Genomic DNA, 24,444 nt, shown 5'->3' with positions numbered 1-24,444 from the left:
GACCCGCGCTGCATCAAGCCACCATTGTTAAGTATCCGCTAATGAACGCGGCGCTGCCCAAATGAGTTCCTTGCAGGCCGGCAGACTGGCACCTTGGATGCCGGATCACAGCAACATTTGTTTAGGCATGGCGCTAGGTGGACGGGTCAAGCTCCGACCTGAGCCGGGACTTGGTACGTCGGAAGCAGCCGCCGGCTTAAGCCGGGAAATCGGTCGGCGCGGTCTAAGCGTCGCCGATCACTGGCCGACGGAGCGCATCGACGCATTTCGGAGAAGGCTCTCTCCTGGTCCGGGTTCTCGATCGGTCGACCGCCAATCTCAACCGCGCAATCGACTTTTGAGCGGATTTTTGGCGTCCATGCGAGGCCTTCACCGGGAGGCTCCCTGCGGTGAATTGAGGATTAGCGGAAGCGCGTGAATGACGCTTTTCGGGCAAGGGACGCCAAGAACAAATTTCGCGCATCGTTAGTTAGTCGGGGGGGTTGGTTACGGGGGAGTCCGTGATGCTTCTTGCCTTGGACGACGCGAGAACGATGGCGGTGCTGGCCGGCAGAGGAACGGACGCAGAAGTCTTCGGCGTGATCGATACGGCGCTCTGGTCCAGCCAGCCCATGCTCACGTCAATCTGCTCGGATAGGTCACCAGCGCTTATTAGGTGGGTACACCCGCTCAATGCCGTGACCGCCCAGCAACGCGATCTGGATCGCAAGAGGAACTGACAACGCCGGGCCAAGCGACATTCCGGGCGACAAGACATGAAGCGGGAGATTGACGAGTTGCGCCGGAAGACGCCGCCGGGGCGGGCTGACATGTCTTGCGCTGAGCATGCGACAGTCTGTCTCCGAAACTCAGCCGGGTAGGAGGCCGCAAAACTCGAACGATTAATGAGTTCGAGCTGATGAAATGGACCTTTCAGAGTCTGATCGATGCGGGCATGGAAATGACGGCGCACTGCGCTCGTTGCGGTCACATAGTGAAGCTTGACCTCATGAAATGGTGTGAAGTTCAAGTCCCAAAGCGTCCGCTATGGCGCCGGACCTTTCGGCAATAGTTCGCTGTACAAAGTGCAGAGGCAAGACGATAGGGTTTAGCTACGACCCGCAAGGAACGGGCCAATCTGAGGGCGCAACCAACCTCGCCGCCGCAAGTTGACCCATGCTGGTTGATCCCAGCACACTCCAGAACCTAGCCCGCTACCAAGACCTCTCCGGTGGCGGGCTTTTTTGCGGACGCCAGGATATGCGTCGGGACTGCGATTGGCTTCGTCAAGAATGCGCTGCGCTTCTTCTCGGGTGAGGCCGCATTTGCGGGCAAAGTAATCGGCCTCGGTCGTAATCTCACGATCGGCGACAGGCTCAATGCTTTTGCTTCTGCTTTTTTCCCACAAGGCGAATCATAGCATAAAACTGTTCACCTTCAGAAACCGTGGCATTAGCACTCCGATTGGCAGAGACAGAACCCAGTGCTAGAAATGTGCATCGCTGACCTTTGCAGCGGTTCCACACCTCGCCCGCTGCTTGCACCTGTAGGCAGCGGGCTTTTTGGGCCACCTGGCCACAAGCACCCTACCAAGCGGAACTCCGCCAGTGTCCGCCCGTTCTGAAGGCGCAGTCATGCACGCATGCACGACGTTTTGCACTTCGGATCAGAGGCACAGGTGCTGGAGCCGCGGGAGTTTCGAGCTGCCGTGAAAGCAGCGATCGCCGAGCTGAGGGCCATATACGCGGTCCAGTCGACTGACTAGTCCTGCGCGCTCCTCGCCTGCGTCGACCTAAATCGCTTGACCCTCATCTGGGTGCCGCAAGTTGCGTCGGCACACCAGCGGCGATGGCCGCCTCGCGAGGTGTCGATAAACAGCCATCCGCAGTGCGGCCCAAGGCATTCGCGAACCGGCCTTCTCTGCGCTCGCGTAACAAGAAGCTCGGCCGCCTCAAGGGCAACGCGATTAGCGATCGTGCTGAAGCCATCTTCCTTCCACATCCAGACGAAATGTTCACCCGCTTGGCTAAGCCTCCGATTCGTGAGCGCGCCTGAAACAGCATGGCTGAGTACCCTGCCCTGGGCCATCGGCGCAGACCTTCCGCGCGCCTCGGCCTGAAAAACACCATAGATTGCTTCGCGAAGATCCTGCGCCGCCACCAACGCGTTCTCCGCAGCTGATTGTTTCGAAACTGCCGCCTTCGCGAGGTTAGCGCCGATCTCACCCGTGATCAGCTCGATCCTCACCGCCCATTCAATCAGGTCCTCATAGGTTCGAAGCAAATCCGGACCCCACCGATCGCGGCGCATATCGACCGTGTTGACGAAGTCCAGCGCCGGGCTGCCGCCAACCAATCGCATCGTGGTGATCGTTTTCTGGTCACTCATTGGTTTGAGAATGCGGTCGCGGAACCTAAAACGCAAGACCAGGTTGTAACGGTATAAGAAGCGTTTATCCGTTACGTTCGTACGAACGCATGAGGCCAGTCCATGAAACTTTACCGCAACGTGCTGTCCTTTCTCGCCCTCTGCCTGATCTGGGGCAGTACGTGGTTGGGCATCAAGGCTGGGATTGCCGCTGTGCCACCGCTCATGTTTGCGGGGACGCGTTTCACAGCAGCGGGAGTAATTTTGTTCATTGCGGCATCTTTCTCAAAACAACGTCCACGCGTCGCTAAAGGCGACCGGGTTCGCCTCGGCGTAGTCAGCCTGCTGATGATACCCCTCTGCTACGGCCCACTATTTTGGGGCATGCTTTACATAAATTCGGGCACGGCAGCAGTGCTCGAGATGCCATTGACGCCAATCGCGCTGCTGGCCTTTGCGCTCTTGCTGGGCCAGGAAAGAATCAACCCGCGTCGGGTGCTGGGTATTGGCTGCGGCGTGGTTGGCCTCGTCATCTTGTTTGGACCGGACGCCTTCGGAGTCTCGGCAGAGCGTGCCGGCAGCGATCCCATGCTATGGCTTTTGGGAACCATCGCTGTAGCTTCCGCCGCCTTTACCTACGCCTGGGGATCGGTATTGGCAAAGCCTCTACTGAATAGATACCCTTCGAATTTTATTGCGGGAACCACCATGCTTGTTGGCGGCCTCGTTCTCATTGCAAGTTCCCTCCTCGTAGAGCCAGGTGCAGGACTGGCCTTGGCAGGACGATGGGGCACGTCAGCCTGGATCGGGTGGCTCTTCCTGGTCCTGTTCGGATCTCTGGTCGGCTACACGCTTTACATGCGCCTTCTCCGTGAAATCGGAGCTTCTAGCGCAGGATCGTATGCGTTCGTGTCGCCGATCATTGCGGTTTTGCTAGGTGTCATTGTTGAGAACGAAGCGGTCACCGTCGTCGGCATCATAGGCATGATTGTGATGCTGGTCGGTGCCTATCTGGCAATGCAGGGGTCCTCAGGAAGTGCAAGGGAAGACGTTCCTTCCGCCGAGAAGATGGTGCGCACGCCGCCTTCGGCGGTGGCCTCCTAGCCATAAAGGGGTGGAGGCGCGCGCCGTATTCAACCGGCCTCTTCAAATATTCACGCCGGCGAGCCGGTTACAGGAACGGAGCGATTTCGTCATGATCATTGATACCTACGAAGCAACACCCCTGACAGACAAAATCCTACTCAAACACTACCTGGGGATTTGGGTCAGCTATGGCGTGCCAATGCAAGGCTATTATTTCAGCAGGCCTGTTTCGGCCGCGGAGATCGATGATTTGCTGAGAGGGCCAAGGAGCTAGCCGGTTTTTCCATGAGCGCGATTGCGCGTTTGCCGCCAGCGAGCCGCCGCGGATGATTGAGGCGTCTTTTTCACCGCGGCTTGGCTGGACTTGTTAAACGCGCTTGAGGGTAGCGATGTGGGGTTCGGCGGGGGCATTCGATATGCCTCGGCGCTCATGGTGCGGCCGGTTGCAACGTGATGGCGATCGCGCGCAAAAGCGGTCTTCGGGAAAGGCGGCGGCGAAGGCCAGGCGGACGCCCAAGTCGGTATCGGTGACGCGGGCGCCGAGCTTAAGGAGCCTGGGCCGCAAAGTGGCGAACTCGGCTTTGCTGAGCTGGCGGGAGCCCTCCTCTACTTCAGCAATCACCATATAAACCGCCTGCCGATCGTTTGCTACAGGAGCCAGCTTTGTCCCATAGCCGTGCCAATGAAACTGCCGGCGACGCTGCCGCCACTTACCAATCCGGCTATGTCGCCGGCAACCAGCCGGCTCCGACGTGAAGCACGCCAGCGATGACCAAGTAGGTAGACTTAAGCAGGCCAGCCGAGGCGCCAAGCACGATCCCAATCGTGGGGACTGACGAAAGGGCCAGATCACGGCTCGGCGGTCCAAAAATAGTGATATTTTCCCGCAATACGCCAATCCTAAGCAAAGCGTCGACAACGCCAGCAACCTCTTTTTGAGAGTCGAAAATCAGTCCAAGGATAGGCGGGGCCTGTCTATCGCACCAGAGGCAGTCCAACCGGCTGCATTACTTGTCCACCATATCGGTTACGAACGAAGCAGCGATAAGATCGTCAAGATCGATTCCACCTCGGCCTTTATCCATGATGGCCGCCACTTTTTGAAACGTCACCACATCCGTTTGTGTAACGCCAGCGACCCTCATTCTTGCCCGGAAATCGGCCACCCGCGTTTTAAGTGTTAGCGACGCTTCCGGCATAACCCGTCTCCTTTTTGAGCTGTCCACCATTTTCTCAAGATCGCTTGGTCAGTCCCCCAGCGATCTACAGTCCAATGCTGCGGACAGTCATAAGCAACATGACCTCGATCACCGATATCCAAACGACTAGCTTGGCGACGGTTGCCCCGTTTGGGCGGAACCTCCGGTGGTTCCTTTGCTGCCGTAGATCGGCCATCACGTCAGCTTGGGCCCGGGTTTGCTGCGGAGATCGCCCGGGCAGGTGCGGGTCGCATCGCACTAAGACCAGTCGAATCTCGGCTCAAGTAGATAACGCTCGCCAAGACGACCAATAGTCCGATCATTATCGATCCAGCCAGAAGCACGTTGATAGCAGTGTCGGCGTCGTGGCTTGCGCTGAAGCTAGGCTTTTTTTTCACGGGCTACTTCTCGCGAGCAGTTTACGTCGATCCGAGAACGCCGACTCTTGCCGGCGGTTCCGCTGTTGAGCCCTAGCCTGTCGCTGTCAGACCTCTGCGCTTAGTTGATTGCGACCAAGGTCCGACGGTGAATTGCTAAAGGGCGCAATGGGCCTGCACGGTGGAACAAAGGTCTATATAAGCCTGTTGAAAGATGTTCGATCGAGAAGGTGGGAGCAATTTCGACACTCTCGTTGTCAACAGCGAGAACCCCGACGTTCAGGAGGTTCAGATGTCAGAGTTACCGTTTCGTCGCCGTCGTCAATTTCCAGTTCTCGTTATCGCAGTGATCTCGATCATTTTAGCGCCATGCGCAATCAGTCACGACCATGGATTAGGACTGACTGCTGCTTATGCAAAAAATGGCGGCGGCAACGGGAACGGCGGCGGTAACGGGAACGGGAACGGGAACGGCGGCGGCAACGGGAACGGGAACGGGAACGGCGGCCCCGGGAACAGCGGAAATGGTTCCGACGATGGAAACGCGGCGGCCAACGACGACAACAATAGCCAGGCCAATCCCGGTGACAGGGTGACGGTCGAAGGCACAAAAATTCAAGTTGTGCATCCCGATGGGCTTAGCGAAACCCTCCAAGGAGGGCGTTTCAAAATGACCGACGCACTCGGACGGACAATTGTAGACCGTCCGGCAAAACCGGCGGACATCAAACGCCTGAAAGCCCTGTAAGGGCACCGAATGTCGCGACTCTAAATCGTAATCCTGCACGTCCCGTGGGTCACTTTGGGCCAGTGATCGCCCCATGCAAGAAAAGCGCAGCCTCCGTGCGATTTCGTACATTCAGCTTTGACAACACTCGCGTCATGTGGTGCTTGACCGTTTTCTCCTGAAGGAAAAGCCTTTTTGCGACTTCCTTATTGCTTAAACCCTCGCTCACCAGTTGCAGTATACCGACTTCCCGATCGGAAAGTTTCGAAATGATATCAGCTTTATTGTTTTCTGGACGTATCAGATCATTCAACAACTGAGCTGAAAGAGCTGGCGACACATATCGCTCTCCGGCAGCCACTGAGTTGAGTATCTCCCCCAGAGAGGCAGAACCAACGCCTTTCAGCACATAGCCATGAACACCCGCTTTGAGCGCAGCCGTCACATCAGCGTTTGCTTCCGACACAGTCAGCATGACGATCTTGAGGTTCGGATGCATCGAGAGGATTTTGGCAGCGGCATCCAAGCCGCCTCCTGGCATGCTGATATCAAGGAGCATTATGTGCGCCTTTGCAACTTCGGCCAGCCTTTCTGCATCTCCCGCATTGGATCCTTCACCGACTATCTCGAACCCGCCCAACTCGCCCAAGCTGCGTGCTACGCCCGCACGAAACAAAGGATGATCGTCTACGATGGCGATGCGCACAGCGGCCGTCATTGTTGCCCCTCGATCGAAAGAGTGATGGTCAATCGCGTTCCTCTGCGATTTGATAACGTCTCGAAATATCCGCCAATGCTTTCGATCCGTTCCCGCAGGCCAGCAAGTCCAAGCCCTTGGCTGGTGGCCGGGTCAAAGCCAGGGCCGCCATCTGACACTTGAACCACTAATTTGCCTCCTGAAAGCCCGGCATTGACGGCTTGGTCTTTGCCTCCGCCGTGGCGCCATGCATTGTTCAGCCCCTCTTGAACGAAGCGATAAATGCTTATTTTCTCAGATGGGCCTAGTTCAGGAAGCGCTGCAGGAAGTGAAATCAAAACCTGCGACGCCGTCCGGCGCTCATGCTCGGAAACGGCGAGCCGTAATATGTTTACGACGTCCGCGGTTTCAATTTGCGGCAGCACCAGCCCGTTGCAGATGGCGCGTATCTCACGCATTGCTTCATCCAAAGTGTGATGGATGTCTGCGATTTCCGCTTTCCGATTTTTGAGGGAGGCGTTCTGATCAAGCAGCAATGGGCTGTCCATCCGAAGAGCCGCGAGCGCTACCATTTGGGCTGGCCCGTCGTGGAGATCGGCACCAATGCGACGCAAGTAACGCTCATTGATTGCTGTGGCCCGGCGCGATGCGCTCTGAGCGCGAACGCGCAATGAAGAATTTTGCGAAACCAGAAGCTGAAGCTCTGCCAGCTTCGCCTCAAGCGTCGACCGCTGCCTCTGAATGGTTCGGCTTCCTCGCAATACTATACCTGAGAGCATAGACAACGCGGCCGCTGTGGCGCCGGCCACGACCAACCAGCTCGACCACAATGCCCCGTAAAGGGTTGTCTGTAGATCGTCAGCAATCTCGTAGAACTCGGATACCGCAACGACTTGGCCCGACCACGGTTCACGCACAGGGTTATAAATTTCGAGAAGTGGCGCACTAGTCGCCTTCTGCTCATCTCTCTCTTGGGGATCAAGGTTGTCGAATTCCGCTACGACGTTCCCACCAAAGGCATGGACAAGGTTTGGGCCGGGTTGAACGACGCGACCGATCAACGAAGGGTCTTTCGCGTATAAAATCGTGCCGTCGCGTCGCCAGAGTTTGAATGACACCAAGCGCTTTCCTAACGCACCTTGATCTAGAATTTCGTCAAGCGCCTGCCTGACACTATTGCTAAGCTGCTGGCTTTTGCGCATATCGGGTAAAAGCGGGGCTATCACGCTGTCCACATAGAGCGCGGTCGTGCCCGCTGAGTTGCGGATAACCCCTTCCCTGATTTGCGACGTGACCCAGAAGCCAACAACAAGCATGACAGCGAGCAAGCCGAGCCCGCCGACGATCAAGAATTGCCAAGCAAGCGATAGCTTGACCCAAAACTGACGAAACCGGTCGAGTTTACGCACGGTACAAATAACGGTTGGGAATCATGTCTGTGCACCGCCTGTGGAAAAGGCCGTCTAACATCTTAAGATCTAGAACGGGTATGGCCGCAGGCAATGAGCACGAGCGCTTAAGGCATGCGGATGGGACTATTCCACCGCCGCCCAAAGAAGCGGTGGTGGAATAGAGGTTACTGAATCACTTTTATCATTTTTCGCGTGCCGGGGTCGACCAGAGCAGTCTCACCGTCGACTAAGACGTAGCGATACTTGACGTTCGGCACCTCCCACAATTCAACCTTCGGGGAGCGCCGTACCGACGATCAGCTCCACGCCCGGGATCTTGATCGAGGCGAGGGGCTGCTTGTTGACATGGCGTCGTGGTGGCGTATCGCAAGGATTGTGCGCCATCCGGCAATCATGCGTCGGAAGGCTTGCGCACCTCGTCATCGCGCACAAAATAGTCGCTGGCCATCGCCAGGACAGCCAGGAAGGCGGCGCCGTAACGCGCGAAGCCAAAGGCCTCCGCCGCAGCAATTTTGGCACCGCGCTTGTGCTCACTGACAAACTGCAACGCCACGTCCCGAACTTCGTCCGCAGCGCTTCCGAACAGAGCCTGCTCCTTGGCTGTAGGCTGAAATGCCTGCCCGATGGCGTGGCCTATCAACAAACCTGCAACCGAGCCGGCTATCACCTTTGTCCGATCAAGGTTTGACACGGCACTACTCTGAGCTGTGTCGTAACGGCTTGGTCCAGCATCGGCATGCCCGCCGCTGGTGAATGTTTCAATGTCCGCTCTGGCACTTCCCGCGGGGACATTGGTGCCAGCGCTTCTCCGTCCGGCATCGAAGACAGCAACGGCCCCCAAGGCCACAGCCGCCGCAGTGCCACCATTCTCCTTGACGGCATTCGTGACGCTACCAAGGCCTCCCATCACCTTCTGCTTGGCGTAGTGCGTCGAGACTTGCACCAGATGGCTGGGTTGCAGCCGGCGGCTCAACTCGCTGACCGGCCCAAAAAGCGCCTGCCGTTCAGCGCGGCTTTGCACCAGGATATCCCTGATCTCATTGCTGGGTTGAGCCATAGCGTAGTCCCTGCTTCAGAGCTGCGAGGTCTGACCGCACCTGATTGACGGTCTCGACGGGCGTGATGGTCCATCCGATCAGAGCGCGCCTGGCCAAATAGAGGGATAGCATCCCTGCGCCGATCAAAACGGCGCCAACGATCAGGCAGGCAAACATCGCCCCGAACCCGAAATGGATCATCGCAAGGATGAAGAACTGGACCAAGGCGAATGCCGCCAGGACAAAGAACATGCCGGCGGCCACGCCACAGGCGCCGGACGACACGATCGTCGTCGTCTTGGCCCGCATTTCCGCTTCGAGCAACCGAAGATCGAGGCGTATCAACGAAGCGACTTGGCTTATCGCTTCGCTGAGCACGCTCCCGAATGGCCGGTGATCCGCTCCGTCATCCATGAGACTGATCCTTCTCAGGACCGATCGGAGCTTCGCATGATCCGCGTCAGCACCACGCCGGCGAGGATGCCGACGCCGAAAAAGGCCGCCGGCTGGCGTTGTGCGAACTTGGTGACGGAATCAAGCAATTCGCCGACGTTGCGGTCCCGGATATCGGTCGAGATCCGCTCGACGCCTTCGGCAGCACTGCGCACCATGCTTGCAACCTGCGGCGATTGGCTTTCGATACCGTCCGCCGCGTCCTTCACGGAGTGGGCTATATTGGCGATGGCATCGGCGCCTGCGGTCTTGTTGGACTCGACAGCGTCCTTGAAGGCGCCGGCTGCATTGGATGCTACAGACCCGGCATAGTCCTTGGCGTCGCTCGACACCGAAGCCGCGGCATTTTTGAGATGCGACGCGGTTTCTGCCGCACTTTTCTTCAACTTACCGATGGCTTCCTTGCTGGTCGCGGCAAGTTCGGCATCCGATTTGCCATGCCCGCCATCATCGTTACCGATTCCGGATCCTGCGAAGTCGTTTGAGATTGGCGTGTTCACGATAGTTCCTCCTGTTGCTAGCAGCTGAACTTCGCCGACGCCAAGCGGTTCCTGCTGATACAAAAAAACCTTTCATGTCGGGTACCTTAGCGTGTTGAAACTTCGACCTGATATCCAAGATTGCGTCAGTAAGCGGGTCGGTCTCCAAGGTACGGGAGCACGCACCTAGCGGGATGAGCAGGCTCAAAACAAGTAGCGCCTTTTCCATTCATTCTCTACTGGGCTTTAATCAAGCCGAAATATATGCGCCATGAGTTTTTACATCCCACGCGGGCAAACGTTTGGAACATAGTTTTTGCGGGCCAAAAGGGTGACGCATTGCCTAGAGCTGTGAAGGCTTTCGGGCCGCATCCCGTCTATTTGTGCCGGATCAGTGCCATGACAATCTCATCCAATATAGATTGCAAGAGCAGGCCCGAAATATTATCTAGGAACCGCTTAGTCTTGTCGTCATAAATTGTTCAAGCGCAGCAGGCAAATTCGTATCCGCCTCTGCTAAGTACGTTACAACCTTCGACAAGTCACACATTTCCTTGGCTATTACCTCGCCGGGCTGTGGTGTTATTCCCGAAGTCTCATAGGCGATGACCTACTTGGAAGCTTCGGCTCAACTTGAATTTTTCTTGGTCTAGACGGACGCCGAAGTAGGCGGCGTTTGGCCGCCATTTTGAGAACCACCGGCGGCTCGTTCGACAGCGCCCCAATTGCCGCATTCACCATGTTGTTGGCTACGAAATCGGCATTGAGGTCGCCGTCCAGTTTGGCGGCAGCCTCGTTGTCATTGTTGCCGGTCCCCGACCAGAACGCGATGCCGACCCTGAGTGCCGGCCGGGCGCGCTTCACCCTGCGCACCAGAAAGCGAGCGTGATTAACGGAGTCGCTGTTGAGGAAGCCACTACCATTGTGTCAAAAGCACCGAGTTCGAGGCGGCGAATGTTGGCCGCTTCGATGTCGGCAAAGCTGGCCTTCGAGGTGGCCGCTCCTTGCACTTCCAGCACTTGCGCCAGCATTGCGGCGGCGGCATCGTCGAGTTCGCCGCGGCCGCCGGCACAGAGCACCGACATCCCGGCCCCGTCAGGCAGTTCGGTATCGTCGTCCCATTCTTCCGCCGAGACTTTTCCCTTGGCGCCGTCGGCCGGTTCCTCGTCTTCATCGGCTTCCGCGCGCGCGTTGTCGTCGAGGCTTGCGACACGCGTCTGTGCGTTGGCCGCGACGTGACGCCTTTGTTGTTCGCCATGACGCCGCGCACGCGGTCCTGCTCGCCGAGCAGCAAAGCGGGAATGGCGACCTTATCGCAGAAATCTACTAGATAATCTTCCTCCAGCATTTCCTCGGCATGGTCGGTGGCTTCGTCGGGATCGCCGGCCAACAGCCGCTGGTAAAGCCGGGCGTGCGGTTCGAGCGCCGGCTCGTTGCCGAACAGCACGTCGGGGAATTCAAACTGCGGGACATGTCGTCCGAGCACAACGAGACAGACGGTGAGCGGTGTCGACAGGATCAGGCCGAGCGGTCCCCACAGCCAAGTCCAGAAAATCGCCGCGACAATGACGTTGCCGGTGACCAGCTCCATGACCACGAACAGCCCGGGAGTCCACAGCACCAGCGACCAGCCTGGCGCCACGGCCAGAGCCAGGAACAATGGTAGGAGGGCCCCTATGACCGGGCCGATATAGGGAACAAAGCGGAGCGCGAGCGCCAATACCCCCCACAGCAGCGCATTGGGGATGCTCAGTATCCAGAGCCCGATGGCGATGGGATGACGTAAACGGTGTTCACGATCAGCTGCATAATTAGATACTGCCCGACCCGCTTGCCCAGCATCTTGTAAGGCCTCCGTAGTGCGGTGAAGATCGCCATAGCCGACAAGGCGAATGAAACGATCACGCAGGCCCTCGCGCTCCAAAAGCATGAAGAGAACGACGATCACCACCAGACCGGCGAAGCCGAGCGGGCTGATTAGCGAGCCAATCGGGTTCTGCAGGATCTCCAGCGGTCGTTCGTGGGCTACCACCTCGACTGGCACCGGCTCGCGCAATGGCTTGTCCGCGGCAGCGTGGGGTCCTGTTTGTCGATCTCTTGGCTGACCCGCTCAATCACCCTGTTGAAGCTGGCGATAATCCCTCCACCGACCCTCGTCTGCTTAAAGTGAACCTTCGTCAGAATATTGGTCTGATAGGTCGAGATGTTCTGCGCCAGTTCGCTGACCTGCGTGGCGACGATGAAGGAGAAAGGGCTACTGCTGCGAAGGCATCAAGCACGCTTGCGATGACAGCCGCTACCCGGGGAATGCCGGCACACTTCAGCCCCGATGCGACGGGCGCGAGTGCAAAGGTCAACAACAGCGCGATGGCGATTGGCAGGAACACCTCCCGACCAAAATACAGAGCTGCAACCGCCGTGACGATCGTGGCTACCGTTGGCAATTCGGTGCGCGGATGGACGTTAGCGGCAGACAGGATGCCCGCCAAGCCCGATCCAGCTTTCCGTCAAGCTATCGCCACTTGAGCAATTCCCAATGTTGGGGAGAATTAATTTCAGGCATCGCCTTGTATCGCCAGTACATAGATTTCGCGGTTCGAAAAACAATATAATCACACAACGCCGTAGTTCATGCATAGACTATCGGTGCAACCACCAGGCGAATCGACATTCCAACAACCACTGCAATAGCGAGGCTGGTGGCAGCAGGTCTAGCAACCAAATATTTTCTGAGCGGCAAGCCTCTTTGTATTGGGATCCATTTGAGTCTTCAATCAGCGGAGGGCTCTGTAAAGTTCAAGGCAGCTCGCGGTTGAAATCGAAAAAGACGCGCGCATGTCGCTGTTAACAATCGAGATCGCCCAACCACTGCTGCACCACGCCCGTTTGAAACCTCTAACGATCGCCGCCTTTCAATGTGCTCGTGACGCATAGGTTCCTGCCTTCAGACCTTTCCCGCTCCCGCCAGGACTTAGGTCTGATACTGGCTCATACGCAAGAAATTCCCAATGAAGTGAGCCTAGACACAGGTTCATTACTCAGTGTTCGGGTTACCCAGTCTGGCGGAGGCAGCTAACGACCGCGGCTAGTGGTGCTCGCGCTGACAATAGTTGTTCTGCTGCTTGGGTGGCAAGCAGCATCGCCTACTCGCACTGGCGTCTCGACCCGCCTGAATAGGGCTGATAGCTGTTGTCTTCGGGACGGTAGGAGCGGTAGCGTCTGAAGCAGGATTGGACGTGGTCGTCCGAAAGATCCGCTGTTGCAACCAGAGGGCCGGCGCCGCCTTCGACATAGCTGACTTCGACAGGATGCGCAGCCTGATTGGCGCCTGTGGTGTCGAGATAGGGCGACACGCAGGGCCGCTGCTGTCCTCTATAGGACATGTAGCTGTTGTCATTGGGATTGTAGGAGCGGTAGCGCTCCGTGCACCAGTTGACATGGGCAGGTGGCAGCCTGGCCTGCTGCTCGCCCTCGTCCGGTGCCACCGCGCCTGTATTGGTCGGGTCGGGCGCTTGCACCCTGGCCGCGACGCCGAGTACCGCCGGCTGGACGGCGGCAACCCGCTCCAGGCCTTGCGCGGCCTTACGCACAGGCTTTGCGTCCTTGGTCCATAGCTGCGAGACACTGTCGGCGGGACTTGCCTGATGCACGGGCTTGGCGACAATCAACCAGGCAGCGAAAGCCAGCCCGCTGGCAAAGACAGCAAGGGTCAGAACGAAGCCGCCGACCAGTGCCAAAATCGCTCTCATCATACACACTCCTTGAGCCCCAGCTAAGGTAAAACATGATTACCTCTCTTGCGAATAGCGATGCGCGCCGTCTGTACGACGCTCATCAACAAGTCATTCGAGAGAATAATGCTCTATCTCTCCCAGTAGACGTCCAAAATAATATTTCCCGTGACGACTTGTTAAAGGAAGTTAGTTGATACTGTTCATAATTACGACTAATAGGTTAGAATGGTGATTTATATATTGGCAGCCGCCATCAATATACCACCTGGTCGATTTTAATTCCTATTTTCCATAGGGCAACCGAGAATCGACTAGCTTGAACTTTGGCGAGCGTTATTACGTGCCAGATCGGCGTAAATTTCGGTTCGGTCGCCGTCGTGCTTTTCGATCAGGTCCAACGTTTCCTGTCGCGTCATTTTGCCGAGTTTCATCAAAAACTCGAACTCATGCTTTGGTATTGAGGACGCCAGCCGATCCACTTTCTTCCGCCTGCTCTCACTTCTACCAACCATGGAAAGCATCCTTCACCGACTTGGACGCGGCTGGACAAGTCCGACCTCAAAATCGGCTGGCAAACGCTGGCCCGTTGCGTTGATCGCAGCCGTCTTTATTGCATCGAGCCATTCTCCACGACGGCAGAAACTCTGAAAGGCTTTTGTGTCCCGCCGGTATGTGGGCTCCTGGAGCCGCCTCTTGAGGGCAACGCGGGTTCCCAAGACATGTGATTGTGGAGGTTCAGACTTCGACATCGTGATGATCGTCCATTTCATAAAGCCCGTCACCTCTTAAGGGTGACGGGCTTTCCGTTGAAAGCGTGGTCAGTTGTAGACCTTGATGATTTTGTGCGTACCCGGATCCACAAGCACCGTCCGGTTGTCGATCACAACGTAGCGGTATTTGACATTGGGGACCTCGCGAAGCTCGACGGTATCAGGCAGAGCTGTGCCGACATTGAGTTCCACGCCGGGGAGCTTCACCGACGCCAACGGTTGCTTCTTCACGTACTCTTGTACGACGGTGTCCTGTTCTGGCGAGACAAGAATTTCATCGGCCGCGACAGCGCCGACGCCGGCGAGCAAGACTAGCGCCGCTGCGGCGCTGGAGAGGTATATTTTCATGATCTATTTCCTCTTGTGATCTAGCGACACGATTTGTGCTCGCCAGCCATTGGAACTTGCTGCAAGACGGAACGTTCCTGGGCCGGTCTTCAGTCTGGACTCGATCGGACTAAGGTCCCATTAAAGGACGCAAAGGTCTTACCACTCGACTTGCGCGGAACGCCTCACCTCTGTGTTGGTTGTTGCCGAAAGTCGGAGAAATCAGATGGATAGAAGTGTCAGCCAAGCGCGATGGTTGCTTGCGCCACTCTTTGTAGCAGCGCTCACCTTTCTTGCGGCTGGATTGATTTTAGGCTGACCTATCGTGCATCGGCGCAGCTAAAGTCCCATCCTGTGCTGATAGGACTCGCGAGCCCTTCGCGGTGGCTGGCGAGTCCTCAACTTTTTAGAACGGATTCTCGTGCAGGCCCGCTTCTCGCGAAATGCGAAGAACCCACCGTTCCGACGAGGGAACGGTGGGCTGAAATTAGATTAAACTCATAGATCGCCTCGGTAACCGCAGGGGCATTAGCCGCCGTTGGCCGGGGCAGGTGCCGGTGCCGCTGGCTTAGCTGGCGCGGCCGGAGCCTCCACTTTTGGCGCTTCAACCTTGACGTTGATCTCCTTTCCGCCTCCTCCGTGGAGGTTGATGACGCCGGTAAAAACAAGCAAGACAACGATCGCGATCAGTCCAAGAACAACGGCGACTGCGGTGCCGCCATTTCCTCCCGAATTAACAACAGTTGGGCCATCAGCCATGATTTCTCTCCTATTTTCAATTGCTTACGAGAGAGCAACGATCACCGCCGCCTAGGGTTCCGTACTAGGGCTAAGGTCTGGTGAGACGCAGACTGAGGTCTTAGTGAGCAACCCGTTTCCGGCATTGACGTTAGCACCGCGCTGTCGAGGCAAACCTCATCGGCGAAATTGTTCGGGAGAGTTAAACCAGTGACCTATACCCAGAGATTAGATATCGCTGACGTCCACGCTGCAAATGACAACCATGATCATGTTCCTGGATCCCTCTCGGTTCTCGACATCATTTCGTTGGCAGATGACGAGGAGAAGGTTGCAGCGCTTGTCAGGCGGACTGAGCGTACTGCCATTGTGGTGGTTGTTGCGATGGCAGTTTGCATACTCTTTCTTCCCGCTGTCTGCATTGCGCTCATCTACGGTATATGACCCCGTCCATGCGATTATCGCACCAGTAGCTCGTGGTGGCCGGCTTCAGAGTCGGTCGAACCTCGATCTCGAACTGCTCGCAAGCGTTTCATTGGCCTGAGCTTCCGATTACGAACTATCCTGCGCACTTCCCAGACTTCATCGCCACTATCAGCTTCGGGAGCCAGCCGAAACCATTGCTCGTATCTGATTGTGGCTTCCACCTCGCGTTCGGTAAGATTCTAAGGAGCGTCGCAGCGACGCCAGCGTGGCTTACGAATTTGTAAACAAGATGGCTGGAACATACAATTCATCGCGTCGTTGTGCGGTGCAAGTAAATCCAGAACGGAGGAAATTGATGAAATTTTTATTGGGAGCTGCGATCGCGACTGCGGCAACACTTATGTCATTCGCGCCTGCCTATGCTCAAAGCGTTATTATTCAGCCTGACAACGGCGGAGGTTACGCTGACCAGTACTCCTCGGACAATGGCGGCGAGTACCGTCACCACCATCGGAATCACTATCAAGACAGCTACAACGATGGTGAGAACACTGATAGCCAGTACAACGACGGACAGTATAGACGGCATCACCGCCACCACCATGGTTGCCGCATATTTGTAACTACGCACTGGCGCCATCATCACCGGGTAGTCGAGCGCACGAGAGTGTGCGGCTAACGTCTGCCGTAATGTCCAAGCCGCACGCTGATTTCTGCAAGATGACCAAGCAGCTCGGCGAATAAGCCAAACAAAAACGGTGAAGGTGGTGGTCGTGCCGGACCACCACCTTTGAGAAGCGATGGGCGCCCGCATCCATGCGGTATAGGCCGCGAGGATTCGATAGACCTGCATTCGGAGCAGGCGAATCGCTGCGCGATCTCGGTACCTCTCAGGCCTTCATCGCGCAAACTTGCAATGCTGCACCGCGACGCTTGCCTCCGCGATACGCCGGCGAAGCCGTGACTTTTTTGATGCATTCACGCTGCCGGCGACTTTATAAGGCGGCGTTCGATCTGAGCGACCATTCTAGGACCGTCATGACGATATGCCCATATACCGCAGGTCGATACATGCGGGTCCAGGACGGTGACGAAGGCTTCTCTTTGCTCGCACTCGTGCCGCGTGACGACCAGTTCATCTCCGGTCGCAAAAAGTCGATGATGGTGGCAAGTTCAGCCCGATCGCCGCGGCTGGCCCCAGAGACCTTCTCTGAGCGGATGATGCCGCAGCCTTCGGTCTTCAATTGACGACTTGCGTTTCGAGGTCCTGGTCGATGGTGCTGACGCGGGCATAGCCTATGGGGCTCATTTGAATGTCACCTCAGGGTTTAGGCCCGAAGCTCCCTTTGACACGTCCTCATCTATGCGCAAGACACGCTCCGGCCGCTCCGTGAAGAGCTGAACAGGGCGGGGGCGGCATCGTGAACGCTCTCGCAAACCCATCTGACTTTCTTCCACTGTCGACGGCTCGGCGCCAGCGCATCGAGCGGACAATTGAAATGATGGTGGCTCTTCTCGACGCCATGGACGGCGAACCTGATCTCGAATCGACTGGCGACGAAGAGGCGTACCTCACGGGCTGGTCCGGAGCCAATGATGATAGGGAGCTTGACGACGAGCGCGAGCCGCAACCGGACGGCGAAACGTGCTGCTGGTCGTTGGATACCGAAATTCCACAGGAGGTGGCCTGACTGGCACCGCAACGGCTGGTGAAAGGTCAACCCGATCCGATGGCCCGCTGCCTCACTGCTGCGGGCTCGTGGCTGCATCCTCGCACAGCTGGATTAACCAGAATCCAATTAATTGAGCTTTCATTGGAAACGGCGAACTTGCGCCGCCTGACCGCTCCAGTTCCCGTTTAAATTCGACGCTCGCGCTCTAGATGCCTGACTAGCAAGGCCATATTTCGTCGATTAGCGCGCCAAAAGACATCGAACGCATCTCCGGCAATTGGTATCGAACCAATCACACCTTCAATGAGCACGTTTGCAATCATGCGGATGAGGACGCCGACGGGTACGCCAATTCGAAAAGCCTCCACCACGATTATGCTCGAAAGGGCAACGCCCGCCGAATCGCCAACGACGGGGATAAGGCCCAAAACGGCATCTACACCAAATCGGACTTTGGTCCCAGGAATGCGAATGCCACATCCAGCAGACGAGAAAAACGGTCAAGCCTTTCGACTCGTGCGCGCAGATCCTCCGCGTCGCCTATAGTCCACGATGCTGCATGTGCCATGGGGCCGACCTCTCTACGTCATACGATATGGGAAGCGGTCGGCAGGCGCGCAAGCGAATGAAGGCGCAGTGGCTTGTCTCAGAGCCAGCCCGCTGCCAAAGACTTTGGGGGACGGCAGCGGGCTGTGGGCGTGTGCCACCCTCGGAGCGGCGAAGGGCAATGTTTCGTTGCTCCGGTTTTAAGCCTATGAGACATTTCCTCATATGTGCGACTTACAGATTTGTAAGCGCTTCGAGAGACGGACGTGCTTTTGCCGCCGGCCCGAAGTTGATAGGATTGCCTCGACTTCAACTACGTTCTCCAACGCAATTAAAGGAAATTCTGATGGCTTCGACGGCTGTAGCGTTGGTTTGGTACATGATAATTGCAGGTCCAGGTGGTGGCATGGTTGTGCTTCCCACCACTTTCGACAAGCGCGAACAGTGCACCGCCGCCATCGCCGAATATCAGAAGCAGCCGACACCCACCGGCTGGTCGATACAGTGCGTGCCGAGCGCGTCGCCCTTCACCGACAATGGATCCGCCGAATAGCTGCGTCGCTTGCCGGCTGCCCATCCAACGCATGCGAATTGCCCGACATGGAATGACGTGCAAATATTATTCGACCGCTTCGCAGGGGGAACATCCATGGCGTTCGATTATTGCCATCCGACCGCACCGCACAAGAAGCTACGCTTGCCCAACTGGTACGTGTCTAGCCTGATGATGGACCGGGCTCTCGATGCCGTGGCGCGCAAGGTCAAGACGCTGGACCGCAAGCACGATATCCCCTACCTCGCCGGCTATTCGAAAGATGGGAAGACGATCTATATCGACCGGCATATGCCCAGCGAATGGGAATACAAAGGCCGCAAGATCAACACCGACCGTTTCCTATTGTTGCACGAGGAAGTCGAGAAGTCGTTGATCGACCAATTGGACCTGCATTATCTGCACGCCCACCAAATCGCCACTCGGGCGGAAGAAGCCGCAGTGCGAGCGGCCGGCATCTCCTGGCGTGACTATGACCGCTTCATGCAGAAGTACGTGAAGACGATGGACGATGAACGGCTTACCAAAGTGCCGGCAGACCTCGACCTAAAACCCTACCGCGACGAACACGATACCGATCTGCTGGAGCGCATGGCCACTAGTATCGAGAAGGGCATTTACCCCGCAGGCGTCGACAAGGCCAAATTGCACGCCAAGATCAAGGGCCAACTTAAGACGGTCATGACCCACACGCATCAGCCGAAGGAACGTGCGGCGGCGAAGGCCAACCCTGCCGCGAAGAAGGCCACGGCGCCGCGTTAGCCAAGGCAAGTCAGGACTGGGTTTCGTTTCCGCCATTCGGCCTAAGGAATGCACCAGCACCGGCCGTCACCCCCGCACCGACGGGTGCCAACCCAGCAGCGGCGACTCGGGAAGGATGCGCCGCCAGCATCTAACCAGCGATGAACAGGGAAGTTCCCGTGGCCCGCGCCCCTCGCTCATCCAGCATTGGTTCACAAGCGGGGCGTAGGAACGTTCCACACTTCGTGCTACCATCGACGTATGAAACGCTCGCAACTGTAGCGGCCATGGAGATATAGGCCATGGGCCATCCCTATCGGCGCGCCAGCACGTGCCCTATGGAACCGGCACTCACTTGCCTCTCTCAGCCGGGGCTGTGCCGCTCCGTTTGCTTGTCGCCTGGCACCTTAGGACATGTCGGATGGCGAGCCCGACGAGAGCATGATAGCCCGGATCATGGTCGTTAGTTGCCGGGCGGGTGGACAGGATCATTGCAGAGATCAGCCGAACTATTATCGAGACTTGGCGATCAAATTGATGCCGTAAGGCTGCATACAGCTTCGCTGCCGCAATTGGCCTGTTCGCTACTCGTGAGACCCTCAAATGAAGAACTATCGCGTCGACGAAATGGAAGATGACACGGTTCGCAAGTCGCATGCGATCAAAGCACCGACGCCTTTCGAAGCGGCGGGAAAAGTCGTTAGCCAAAAAGTGAAGCTGACGAAGCAGCTTGAGGGCGACTGGGTGCGCGTCACGGACGAAGAGAAGGGGCTGGTTTTCGGTTATATTGCGACCCCGTGAGACCGGACCGGATAAACAGTGACTTGTCTCGACAGGCTAGCTGACAGGGCCCGAAATCTGCTTGAGCGCTGTGACATTCGAAAGCTTTTCGCGCTTGATCAGTGTCGGCTTCTTATAGGTCTTTTTCATCGCGATCCCTTTGAAGCTGAAGACGACAGGGCGGCAGCCAGCGAGGCCGGGCGTTAGTCAGATCGCCGCCAATATATTAGCAACCCATTGACGAACAGATGCGCTGCTCCAGAATTCTATGCATGGCACGGGAAATCAATATCGGTGACAAGGTGGCGATTATCGCCACGGTTGGCGAGCGCATCGAGGATCGCGTGTCCCTGCATATTCCGACGGCTCTGCACTACTATTCGACCATCGATCCCGGAGCGAAGCCTGGCGACAGGATAAGGTTCGAAGGGGAAGTTGTGCACGTCGACGAGGATCTAAACAGGGTCACAGTACAGGTGCTGGGGCGCCTCACGGTCGACACTAGCACGGTCAAGTTGGTGAGAAGATATCGGCGGCCGACCCGCAAAGAGCCGCTGCGTGACACGGTGGCAAAACGTTAGAGGTCCTGTCAAGCGCGTCGCGTCCTACGGATGTTTCGGCGGGTCAAATGGGCGGTCTCTTGATGCAAAGGCGCCCGCTGGCCGGGAGCCAGCGGGCGACGGACCTTGCGGCCCTATTGACCGCCTGGAGGGGACCGGCGGCTCCTCAGCAGACCAACCAGGCGTCGGCGCTGATCAATGTTGCCCGCAACATCGGCGGCAGTATTGGCGTGTCGCTGTCCAACACGGTGATCGCTCAAAATGCGCAGCTCCACCAGGCAAACCTTGTCAGCCACGCGGCACAATCGTCTCCCGCCTACGAAAAAGTGCTGCATCAGGTGACCGAGCATTTTGTTGCGCAGGGATCGACTATGCTCCAGGCCAAGCAACAGGCCATCGGCTGGATTGGGCAGTTGATCGCACGCCAGGCTTCGCTGCTCGCCTATGTCGACGTCTTTCGCTACTGCGCAATCGTGACAGCACTGTTTGTCCCCCTCGCCTTGCTGAGCGGTCTCCAAAGCATGACAAGCGCTAGCTGAAATAACGCCCGCGCTGGAACTCCCTCGCCGGCTTTTCGTTCAGACCCTATCCAACAAAGGGAGAAACAATCATGCCACGCGGTGACAAATCGAAATACACCGACAAACAGGAACGCAAGGCCGACCACATCGCAGAAGGCTACGAGAAGCGTGGGGTTTCCGACAAGGAAGCGGAGCGTCGCGCATGGGCGACCGTCAACAAGGACGATGGCGGCGGCAAGAAGGAAGGCGGCTCCGGACGCGGCGAGCACACAGGCAATCCGGCGGCACATAAGGGCGGTAGAATCGGCGGCAAGGCGTCGGCATCAGGCTCATCTGCAAGCCGATCGGAATCGGCTAAAAAGGCCGCAGCCACCCGCAAACGGAACGCCGAACACCAAGCGCATTGACTGGCGATGCCCGGAGCACAGAAATGAAATCACAACTCGTCAACGAGGTCAGCGGACAAAGGACATTCGTCGTGGTGCTGGACCCCGGCGAAGAAGCGTTCGGCGGGCTTACCGCCTTCGCGGTCGACCAGCAGATCGGCAGCGCGTCCTTGACCGCCATCGGTGCGTTCGAGGGAGCGACCGTCGGCTGGTTTGACCTGAAAGCGAAGACCTACCGCAAGATCCCGATCGACGAACAATGCGAAGTGCTGAGCGCGATCGGCGATATCGCGCTGGCCGACGATGGCAAGCCCAACCTGCATGTCCATGCGGTGCTCGGATTGAGCGACGGAACCACAAGAGGTGGGCACCTCCTTGAAGGCATCGTTCGGCCAACGCTCGAAGTCACCCTGGTGGAAGCCCCGGGCCATCTACGCCGCAGCAAGCGTCCGGAACTCGGTGTTGCGCTGATCGATCTGGACGCTTGAGCTTCAAGGACGGTCGGCAGGGCGGGTTTAGGTCCAGTTCGAGAGAACTGTCTCCATCCCGACTGTCTCGACCTGCTGCGCAAACCGCTGATGATAGACGGTCAGCAGTGCGTCGTGGGTTGCGTCGGAACAGCTGCACAGCGCGTCCGTGACCAGAACCACGCGATAAGCCGAAATCGATGGCCCCGAGCACCGTGGCCAGAACGCATACATCTGTTTCGCCACCAGTGATGACTAACGTATCGATGTCGCGCGCCATCAGAAGGGTTTTAAGGCGCCCTTCGAACCAGGGCGAGTAGATGTGTTTGTCGATGATTGCCGCTGGCGGGCAGTAACCGGCCAAGGACGGCAACAGTTCCGTCATTTCGGGACCGATCGTCTCCGTCGTCATCGAAGCCCAGCGCTCGTAGTAGCGCTTCCAAGTGCCGACGCCCTGCCCGGCCTTTCGGGCGGGCAGGAATCGCGTAAAGACCGTCTGCGGCGCCCGTCTTTCGATCAGTGTCTCGATTTGTGGGAGAACGCGGGTGATCCAGGGTGTTGCCCATTGAGACGGCTCGGCAAACAGCCTCTGCATATCCACGCAGATATGCATGCATCGATCGCCAAGGGGACCTCATACGGCTTTCTTTCGTCCGCCGGTCGGAGCCCAGGGGATAACCGAGACAGATGGTGACGACGGACAATGGTGTTGTCGAGATTGGTCTGCCTTTGCTGCGCCGGCCGCAGACTGGCAATGTCCCATTCCCCTGATCGGCTGGCTGACGCAGCGCCAGTTCGTGCGTGGGCTGACGTTCGGTGCCGTGCAACAATCGATTACGCGTCCGAAAAGCGGTCCGTTGGCTTCCAGCGTGACGAGCAAACACCGCGCCGCCTTCACCAGCAAGACAACACGAACCCCCACTTCGCTGGATCTTCATGCCTGAATTCCGAGCCTCGCAGCCGGCATTGCGCTTGTCGCTCAGATTGAGAAGGTTAGCGGCCTTCGAAAAACGGCAGATAGCGGCCGCAACTGCTTCAGGATGAGTCTGCCTCGGGTGGCACGTCCGATCAACGCCCTCTTAAAAGGACAATGAGTTCGCGAGACCGACGCGATTTCAGCGTGGCCTGGAGGTCAGGTGTTCAACGCTGTGGGGCGGTATCGCCCATAGCCCACCTTCACGAGCAGCCCGTCTTCACACATCCGGGAGAGATAGCAACGTGGGATGCCGATGTCTGTGAAGTCACGGGTCCGCACCTCCCCTCTATTGCGAGCCAGGGCCGCAGCTCGATCCCGGAGCGAAGGCAAGGGGCCGCCAGCGAGTAGTGCTTCGGCGCGATCTCGGTCGCGCTTTCGTCTCTTGGGTGCATGCGGCGCGCTTCGGCGGAGGGCTATGGAGAATTCGTAATTCGCGGCTTCACCGATCCCGGGGAGCCACTTAATCCAGAAAAGCCTTTAAACCCAAGCCCTGCAAGGGTTTCCGCTTCCCCAGAGATACACCGCGCGATACACTGCGGGGTACCCTGAGCATGAAGATTGACGTGAAGCATATACAGAAACGCGGCAAAGCCGGATGGCGCTACAGGCGCAAAATTCCCAATGAATTGCGGGCCGCTGCGGGCAAGCTTGAAATCCTGATACCCCTTGGGAGTACGGAACAAGAAGCCCTGAACGCGTACCCAAAGGTGCATGCTCAGGCGGAGCAGCAGTTGCGTCTATGGTCACGCCCCCATAGCCCTACCAGTACCAATGGCACTCCCTCCCCGACTGAGTTTGAGCAATTCAGGCTGAGTCGCGCCCGGCTTAGGGCTCTCAGCCTTGACCCCGAGTGGAGCGGCCAGGAAGACGGCGACGACCCCGAGGCGCTGGCAAGGGAACTGATTGCCGAACAGATCGCCGACAAGTACCCGGTGGACGAACACGGCCACCCTGTCGGCATTGAGACAGAAGACCGAGCCCTAATCCACGCGTTGGTTCTCGGTGAGCGCCGGCGGCGACCAGATCCGACCCTTGAGGACGCCAAACGGCTCTATCTAAAGGAGCGCGTCGGAGAAGACGAAACGAAGCAGATGGAGCTTGAGAGGGTCTTCAAGCTCGTCAAGGAAGCGCTGGGTGTTGATTTTCGCTGAGAACTGACCCGGCATTTCCACCGAGATTTGACCCGCCTTTCATGTATGTTTCGGTTCGGGGTTGAGGGTCAAGGTTCTGGTTTTCTCCTTCGCTTTTTTGGGTTCGTGGGCAGAGCTGTTCTTGAAGCGGAAGCTGTCATTTCCGGTTTCAAGGATGTGGCAATGATGCGTCAGCCTGTCGAGAAGCGCGGTCGTCATCTTGGCATCGCCGAAGACACTCGCCCACTCGCTGAAGCTGAGGTTTGTGGTGATGATGACGCTGGTGCGTTCGTAGAGTTTGCT

General features: G+C 57.5%; 31 protein-coding genes and 4 pseudogenes. 15 read left to right on the top strand and 20 right to left on the bottom strand.

The window, feature by feature from the left end; translation table 11 throughout:
- Positions 1-503: 503 nt before the first annotated feature.
- Together A3A9_RS45500 and A3A9_RS44975 are read left to right on the top strand one after the other, a co-directional pair.
- The gene (locus A3A9_RS45500; RefSeq protein ID WP_152536262.1) at positions 504-719 is read left to right on the top strand and encodes a hypothetical protein; all 216 of its coding nucleotides are present in this window, start codon (positions 504-506) and stop codon (positions 717-719) included.
- 491 nt (positions 720-1,210) lie between these two features.
- Entirely contained in the window at positions 1,211-1,399 is a 189-nt protein-coding gene (locus A3A9_RS44975; RefSeq protein WP_027062568.1) for a hypothetical protein, read from the top strand.
- 341 nt (positions 1,400-1,740) lie between these two features.
- Here A3A9_RS44975 and A3A9_RS0134135 read toward each other — a convergent pair whose 3' ends face one another.
- On the bottom strand, positions 1,741-2,367 hold the full coding sequence (locus A3A9_RS0134135) for a CGNR zinc finger domain-containing protein (protein ID WP_027062567.1): 627 nt from the start codon (positions 2,365-2,367) through the stop codon (positions 1,741-1,743).
- 102 nt (positions 2,368-2,469) lie between these two features.
- Between A3A9_RS0134135 and A3A9_RS40335 the strand changes: the two genes are divergently transcribed.
- Complete coding sequence (locus tag A3A9_RS40335) at positions 2,470-3,450, top strand: DMT family transporter (RefSeq protein ID WP_063827825.1); 981 nt, start codon at positions 2,470-2,472, stop codon at positions 3,448-3,450.
- Between the two features lie 410 nt (positions 3,451-3,860).
- Here the strand turns inward: A3A9_RS40335 and A3A9_RS44495 are convergent.
- Both A3A9_RS44495 and A3A9_RS0134110 read right to left on the bottom strand, forming a co-directional pair.
- Positions 3,861-4,021: pseudogene (locus tag A3A9_RS44495) on the bottom strand (IS1380 family transposase); the annotation flags it as partial.
- Between the two features lie 418 nt (positions 4,022-4,439).
- Positions 4,440-4,631, bottom strand: coding sequence for a hypothetical protein (locus tag A3A9_RS0134110; protein ID WP_027062564.1), 192 nt, complete (start codon positions 4,629-4,631; stop codon positions 4,440-4,442).
- Between the two features lie 669 nt (positions 4,632-5,300).
- On the opposite strand from A3A9_RS0134110, the gene A3A9_RS44970 reads away from it, so the two are divergent.
- Complete coding sequence (locus tag A3A9_RS44970; protein ID WP_027062563.1) at positions 5,301-5,756, top strand: hypothetical protein; 456 nt, start codon at positions 5,301-5,303, stop codon at positions 5,754-5,756.
- Positions 5,757-5,805: 49 nt separating this feature from the next.
- On the opposite strand, the gene A3A9_RS0134095 is transcribed toward A3A9_RS44970, so the two are convergent.
- From A3A9_RS0134095 to A3A9_RS0134035, 11 genes and pseudogenes are all read right to left on the bottom strand, one after another.
- A complete protein-coding gene (locus A3A9_RS0134095; RefSeq protein ID WP_027062562.1) occupies positions 5,806-6,453 on the bottom strand; it encodes a LuxR C-terminal-related transcriptional regulator in 648 nt (215 codons plus the stop codon).
- Positions 6,450-7,841, bottom strand: coding sequence for a sensor histidine kinase (locus A3A9_RS0134090; protein WP_027062561.1), 1,392 nt, complete (start codon positions 7,839-7,841; stop codon positions 6,450-6,452). The genes A3A9_RS0134095 and A3A9_RS0134090 overlap by 4 nt, the downstream gene beginning before the upstream one ends.
- Positions 7,842-8,008: 167 nt before the next feature.
- Positions 8,009-8,192 (bottom strand): annotated as a pseudogene (locus tag A3A9_RS41490) (DUF1236 domain-containing protein); the annotation flags it as partial.
- A 43-nt stretch (positions 8,193-8,235) separates the two neighbouring features.
- The gene (locus A3A9_RS0134080) at positions 8,236-8,901 is read right to left on the bottom strand and encodes a hypothetical protein (protein WP_027062560.1); all 666 of its coding nucleotides are present in this window, start codon (positions 8,899-8,901) and stop codon (positions 8,236-8,238) included.
- Positions 8,882-9,259 carry a phage holin family protein gene (locus A3A9_RS0134075; RefSeq protein ID WP_245279194.1) on the bottom strand — a complete coding sequence of 126 codons (378 nt, stop codon included), beginning with the start codon at positions 9,257-9,259 and terminating at the stop codon, positions 8,882-8,884. Before A3A9_RS0134075 ends, A3A9_RS0134080 begins: the two co-directional genes overlap by 20 nt.
- A gap of 50 nt (positions 9,260-9,309) precedes the next feature.
- Entirely contained in the window at positions 9,310-9,897 is a 588-nt protein-coding gene (locus A3A9_RS0134070) for a hypothetical protein (RefSeq protein ID WP_245279193.1), read from the bottom strand.
- Between the two features lie 498 nt (positions 9,898-10,395).
- Positions 10,396-12,293 (bottom strand): annotated as a pseudogene (locus A3A9_RS46030) (AI-2E family transporter).
- A 663-nt stretch (positions 12,294-12,956) separates the two neighbouring features.
- Complete coding sequence (locus A3A9_RS0134050) at positions 12,957-13,565, bottom strand: BA14K family protein (RefSeq protein ID WP_033839043.1); 609 nt, start codon at positions 13,563-13,565, stop codon at positions 12,957-12,959.
- A gap of 293 nt (positions 13,566-13,858) precedes the next feature.
- Entirely contained in the window at positions 13,859-14,059 is a 201-nt protein-coding gene (locus tag A3A9_RS45575) for a hypothetical protein (protein WP_210163699.1), read from the bottom strand.
- Positions 14,060-14,365: 306 nt separating this feature from the next.
- Positions 14,366-14,665 (bottom strand): DUF1236 domain-containing protein, encoded by a 300-nt coding sequence (locus A3A9_RS0134040; RefSeq protein ID WP_027062553.1) that lies wholly within the window; start codon positions 14,663-14,665, stop codon positions 14,366-14,368.
- Between the two features lie 507 nt (positions 14,666-15,172).
- On the bottom strand, positions 15,173-15,403 hold the full coding sequence (locus tag A3A9_RS0134035) for a hypothetical protein (RefSeq protein WP_027062552.1): 231 nt from the start codon (positions 15,401-15,403) through the stop codon (positions 15,173-15,175).
- Positions 15,404-15,592: 189 nt separating this feature from the next.
- Between A3A9_RS0134035 and A3A9_RS40315 the strand changes: the two genes are divergently transcribed.
- On the top strand, positions 15,593-15,826 hold the full coding sequence (locus A3A9_RS40315) for a hypothetical protein (RefSeq protein WP_033839042.1): 234 nt from the start codon (positions 15,593-15,595) through the stop codon (positions 15,824-15,826).
- A gap of 385 nt (positions 15,827-16,211) precedes the next feature.
- Here the strand turns inward: A3A9_RS40315 and A3A9_RS44965 are convergent, their stop codons facing one another.
- Positions 16,212-16,661 (bottom strand): hypothetical protein, encoded by a 450-nt coding sequence (locus tag A3A9_RS44965; protein ID WP_027062551.1) that lies wholly within the window; start codon positions 16,659-16,661, stop codon positions 16,212-16,214.
- A 218-nt stretch (positions 16,662-16,879) separates the two neighbouring features.
- Here A3A9_RS44965 and A3A9_RS46025 point away from each other — a divergent pair, with 218 nt between their 5' ends.
- The gene (locus A3A9_RS46025) at positions 16,880-17,056 is read left to right on the top strand and encodes a hypothetical protein (RefSeq protein WP_161634572.1); all 177 of its coding nucleotides are present in this window, start codon (positions 16,880-16,882) and stop codon (positions 17,054-17,056) included.
- A gap of 173 nt (positions 17,057-17,229) precedes the next feature.
- Positions 17,230-17,499 (top strand): hypothetical protein, encoded by a 270-nt coding sequence (locus A3A9_RS45490; RefSeq protein ID WP_152536258.1) that lies wholly within the window; start codon positions 17,230-17,232, stop codon positions 17,497-17,499.
- Between the two features lie 167 nt (positions 17,500-17,666).
- Here the strand turns inward: A3A9_RS45490 and A3A9_RS46625 are convergent, their stop codons facing one another.
- Positions 17,667-17,948: a DUF4112 domain-containing protein gene (locus A3A9_RS46625; protein WP_430515909.1), complete on the bottom strand. Its 282-nt coding sequence runs from the start codon at positions 17,946-17,948 to the stop codon at positions 17,667-17,669.
- A gap of 425 nt (positions 17,949-18,373) precedes the next feature.
- On the opposite strand from A3A9_RS46625, the gene A3A9_RS0134005 reads away from it, so the two are divergent.
- The 3 genes from A3A9_RS0134005 to A3A9_RS0133995 all read left to right on the top strand — a co-directional run bounded on the left by A3A9_RS0134005 (position 18,374) and on the right by A3A9_RS0133995 (position 20,122).
- Positions 18,374-18,580, top strand: coding sequence for a hypothetical protein (locus A3A9_RS0134005; protein WP_027062549.1), 207 nt, complete (start codon positions 18,374-18,376; stop codon positions 18,578-18,580).
- A 96-nt stretch (positions 18,581-18,676) separates the two neighbouring features.
- Entirely contained in the window at positions 18,677-19,342 is a 666-nt protein-coding gene (locus tag A3A9_RS40305) for a hypothetical protein (protein WP_152536257.1), read from the top strand.
- A gap of 582 nt (positions 19,343-19,924) precedes the next feature.
- On the top strand, positions 19,925-20,122 hold the full coding sequence (locus tag A3A9_RS0133995) for a hypothetical protein (RefSeq protein ID WP_027062548.1): 198 nt from the start codon (positions 19,925-19,927) through the stop codon (positions 20,120-20,122).
- Between the two features lie 36 nt (positions 20,123-20,158).
- Here A3A9_RS0133995 and A3A9_RS45485 read toward each other — a convergent pair whose 3' ends face one another.
- Positions 20,159-20,251, bottom strand: a complete 93-nt coding sequence (locus A3A9_RS45485) for a hypothetical protein (RefSeq protein ID WP_082222358.1) — start codon at positions 20,249-20,251, stop codon at positions 20,159-20,161.
- A gap of 122 nt (positions 20,252-20,373) precedes the next feature.
- On the opposite strand from A3A9_RS45485, the gene A3A9_RS0133985 reads away from it, so the two are divergent.
- The 4 genes from A3A9_RS0133985 (at position 20,374) to A3A9_RS0133970 (ending at position 22,056) form a co-directional block, all read left to right on the top strand.
- Positions 20,374-20,682: a hypothetical protein gene (locus A3A9_RS0133985; RefSeq protein ID WP_027062547.1), complete on the top strand. Its 309-nt coding sequence runs from the start codon at positions 20,374-20,376 to the stop codon at positions 20,680-20,682.
- A 47-nt stretch (positions 20,683-20,729) separates the two neighbouring features.
- Positions 20,730-21,200: a hypothetical protein gene (locus A3A9_RS0133980; protein ID WP_033839041.1), complete on the top strand. Its 471-nt coding sequence runs from the start codon at positions 20,730-20,732 to the stop codon at positions 21,198-21,200.
- Between the two features lie 71 nt (positions 21,201-21,271).
- Entirely contained in the window at positions 21,272-21,589 is a 318-nt protein-coding gene (locus A3A9_RS0133975; RefSeq protein WP_027062545.1) for a hypothetical protein, read from the top strand.
- Between the two features lie 23 nt (positions 21,590-21,612).
- The gene (locus A3A9_RS0133970; RefSeq protein WP_027062544.1) at positions 21,613-22,056 is read left to right on the top strand and encodes a PPC domain-containing DNA-binding protein; all 444 of its coding nucleotides are present in this window, start codon (positions 21,613-21,615) and stop codon (positions 22,054-22,056) included.
- A gap of 27 nt (positions 22,057-22,083) precedes the next feature.
- Here the strand turns inward: A3A9_RS0133970 and A3A9_RS41480 are convergent.
- Together A3A9_RS41480 and A3A9_RS46425 are read right to left on the bottom strand one after the other, a co-directional pair.
- Positions 22,084-22,648 (bottom strand): annotated as a pseudogene (locus tag A3A9_RS41480) (isochorismatase family cysteine hydrolase).
- Positions 22,649-23,167: 519 nt separating this feature from the next.
- Positions 23,168-23,341: a type IV toxin-antitoxin system AbiEi family antitoxin domain-containing protein gene (locus A3A9_RS46425; protein ID WP_343286147.1), complete on the bottom strand. Its 174-nt coding sequence runs from the start codon at positions 23,339-23,341 to the stop codon at positions 23,168-23,170.
- Between the two features lie 221 nt (positions 23,342-23,562).
- Here A3A9_RS46425 and A3A9_RS0133960 point away from each other — a divergent pair, with 221 nt between their 5' ends.
- A complete protein-coding gene (locus A3A9_RS0133960) occupies positions 23,563-24,162 on the top strand; it encodes a hypothetical protein (protein ID WP_027062542.1) in 600 nt (199 codons plus the stop codon).
- 39 nt (positions 24,163-24,201) lie between these two features.
- Here the strand turns inward: A3A9_RS0133960 and A3A9_RS40295 are convergent.
- Positions 24,202-24,444, bottom strand: a 243-nt coding sequence (locus A3A9_RS40295) for an ATP-binding protein (RefSeq protein WP_033839040.1), incomplete at its 5' end; no start/stop codon positions are given.

The organism is Mesorhizobium loti CJ3sym (assembly GCF_000472785.1).
In the GTDB taxonomy this organism is placed as follows: domain Bacteria; phylum Pseudomonadota; class Alphaproteobacteria; order Rhizobiales; family Rhizobiaceae; genus Mesorhizobium; species Mesorhizobium loti_E.
This window is presented reverse-complemented; position numbering and strand designations above follow the sequence as displayed.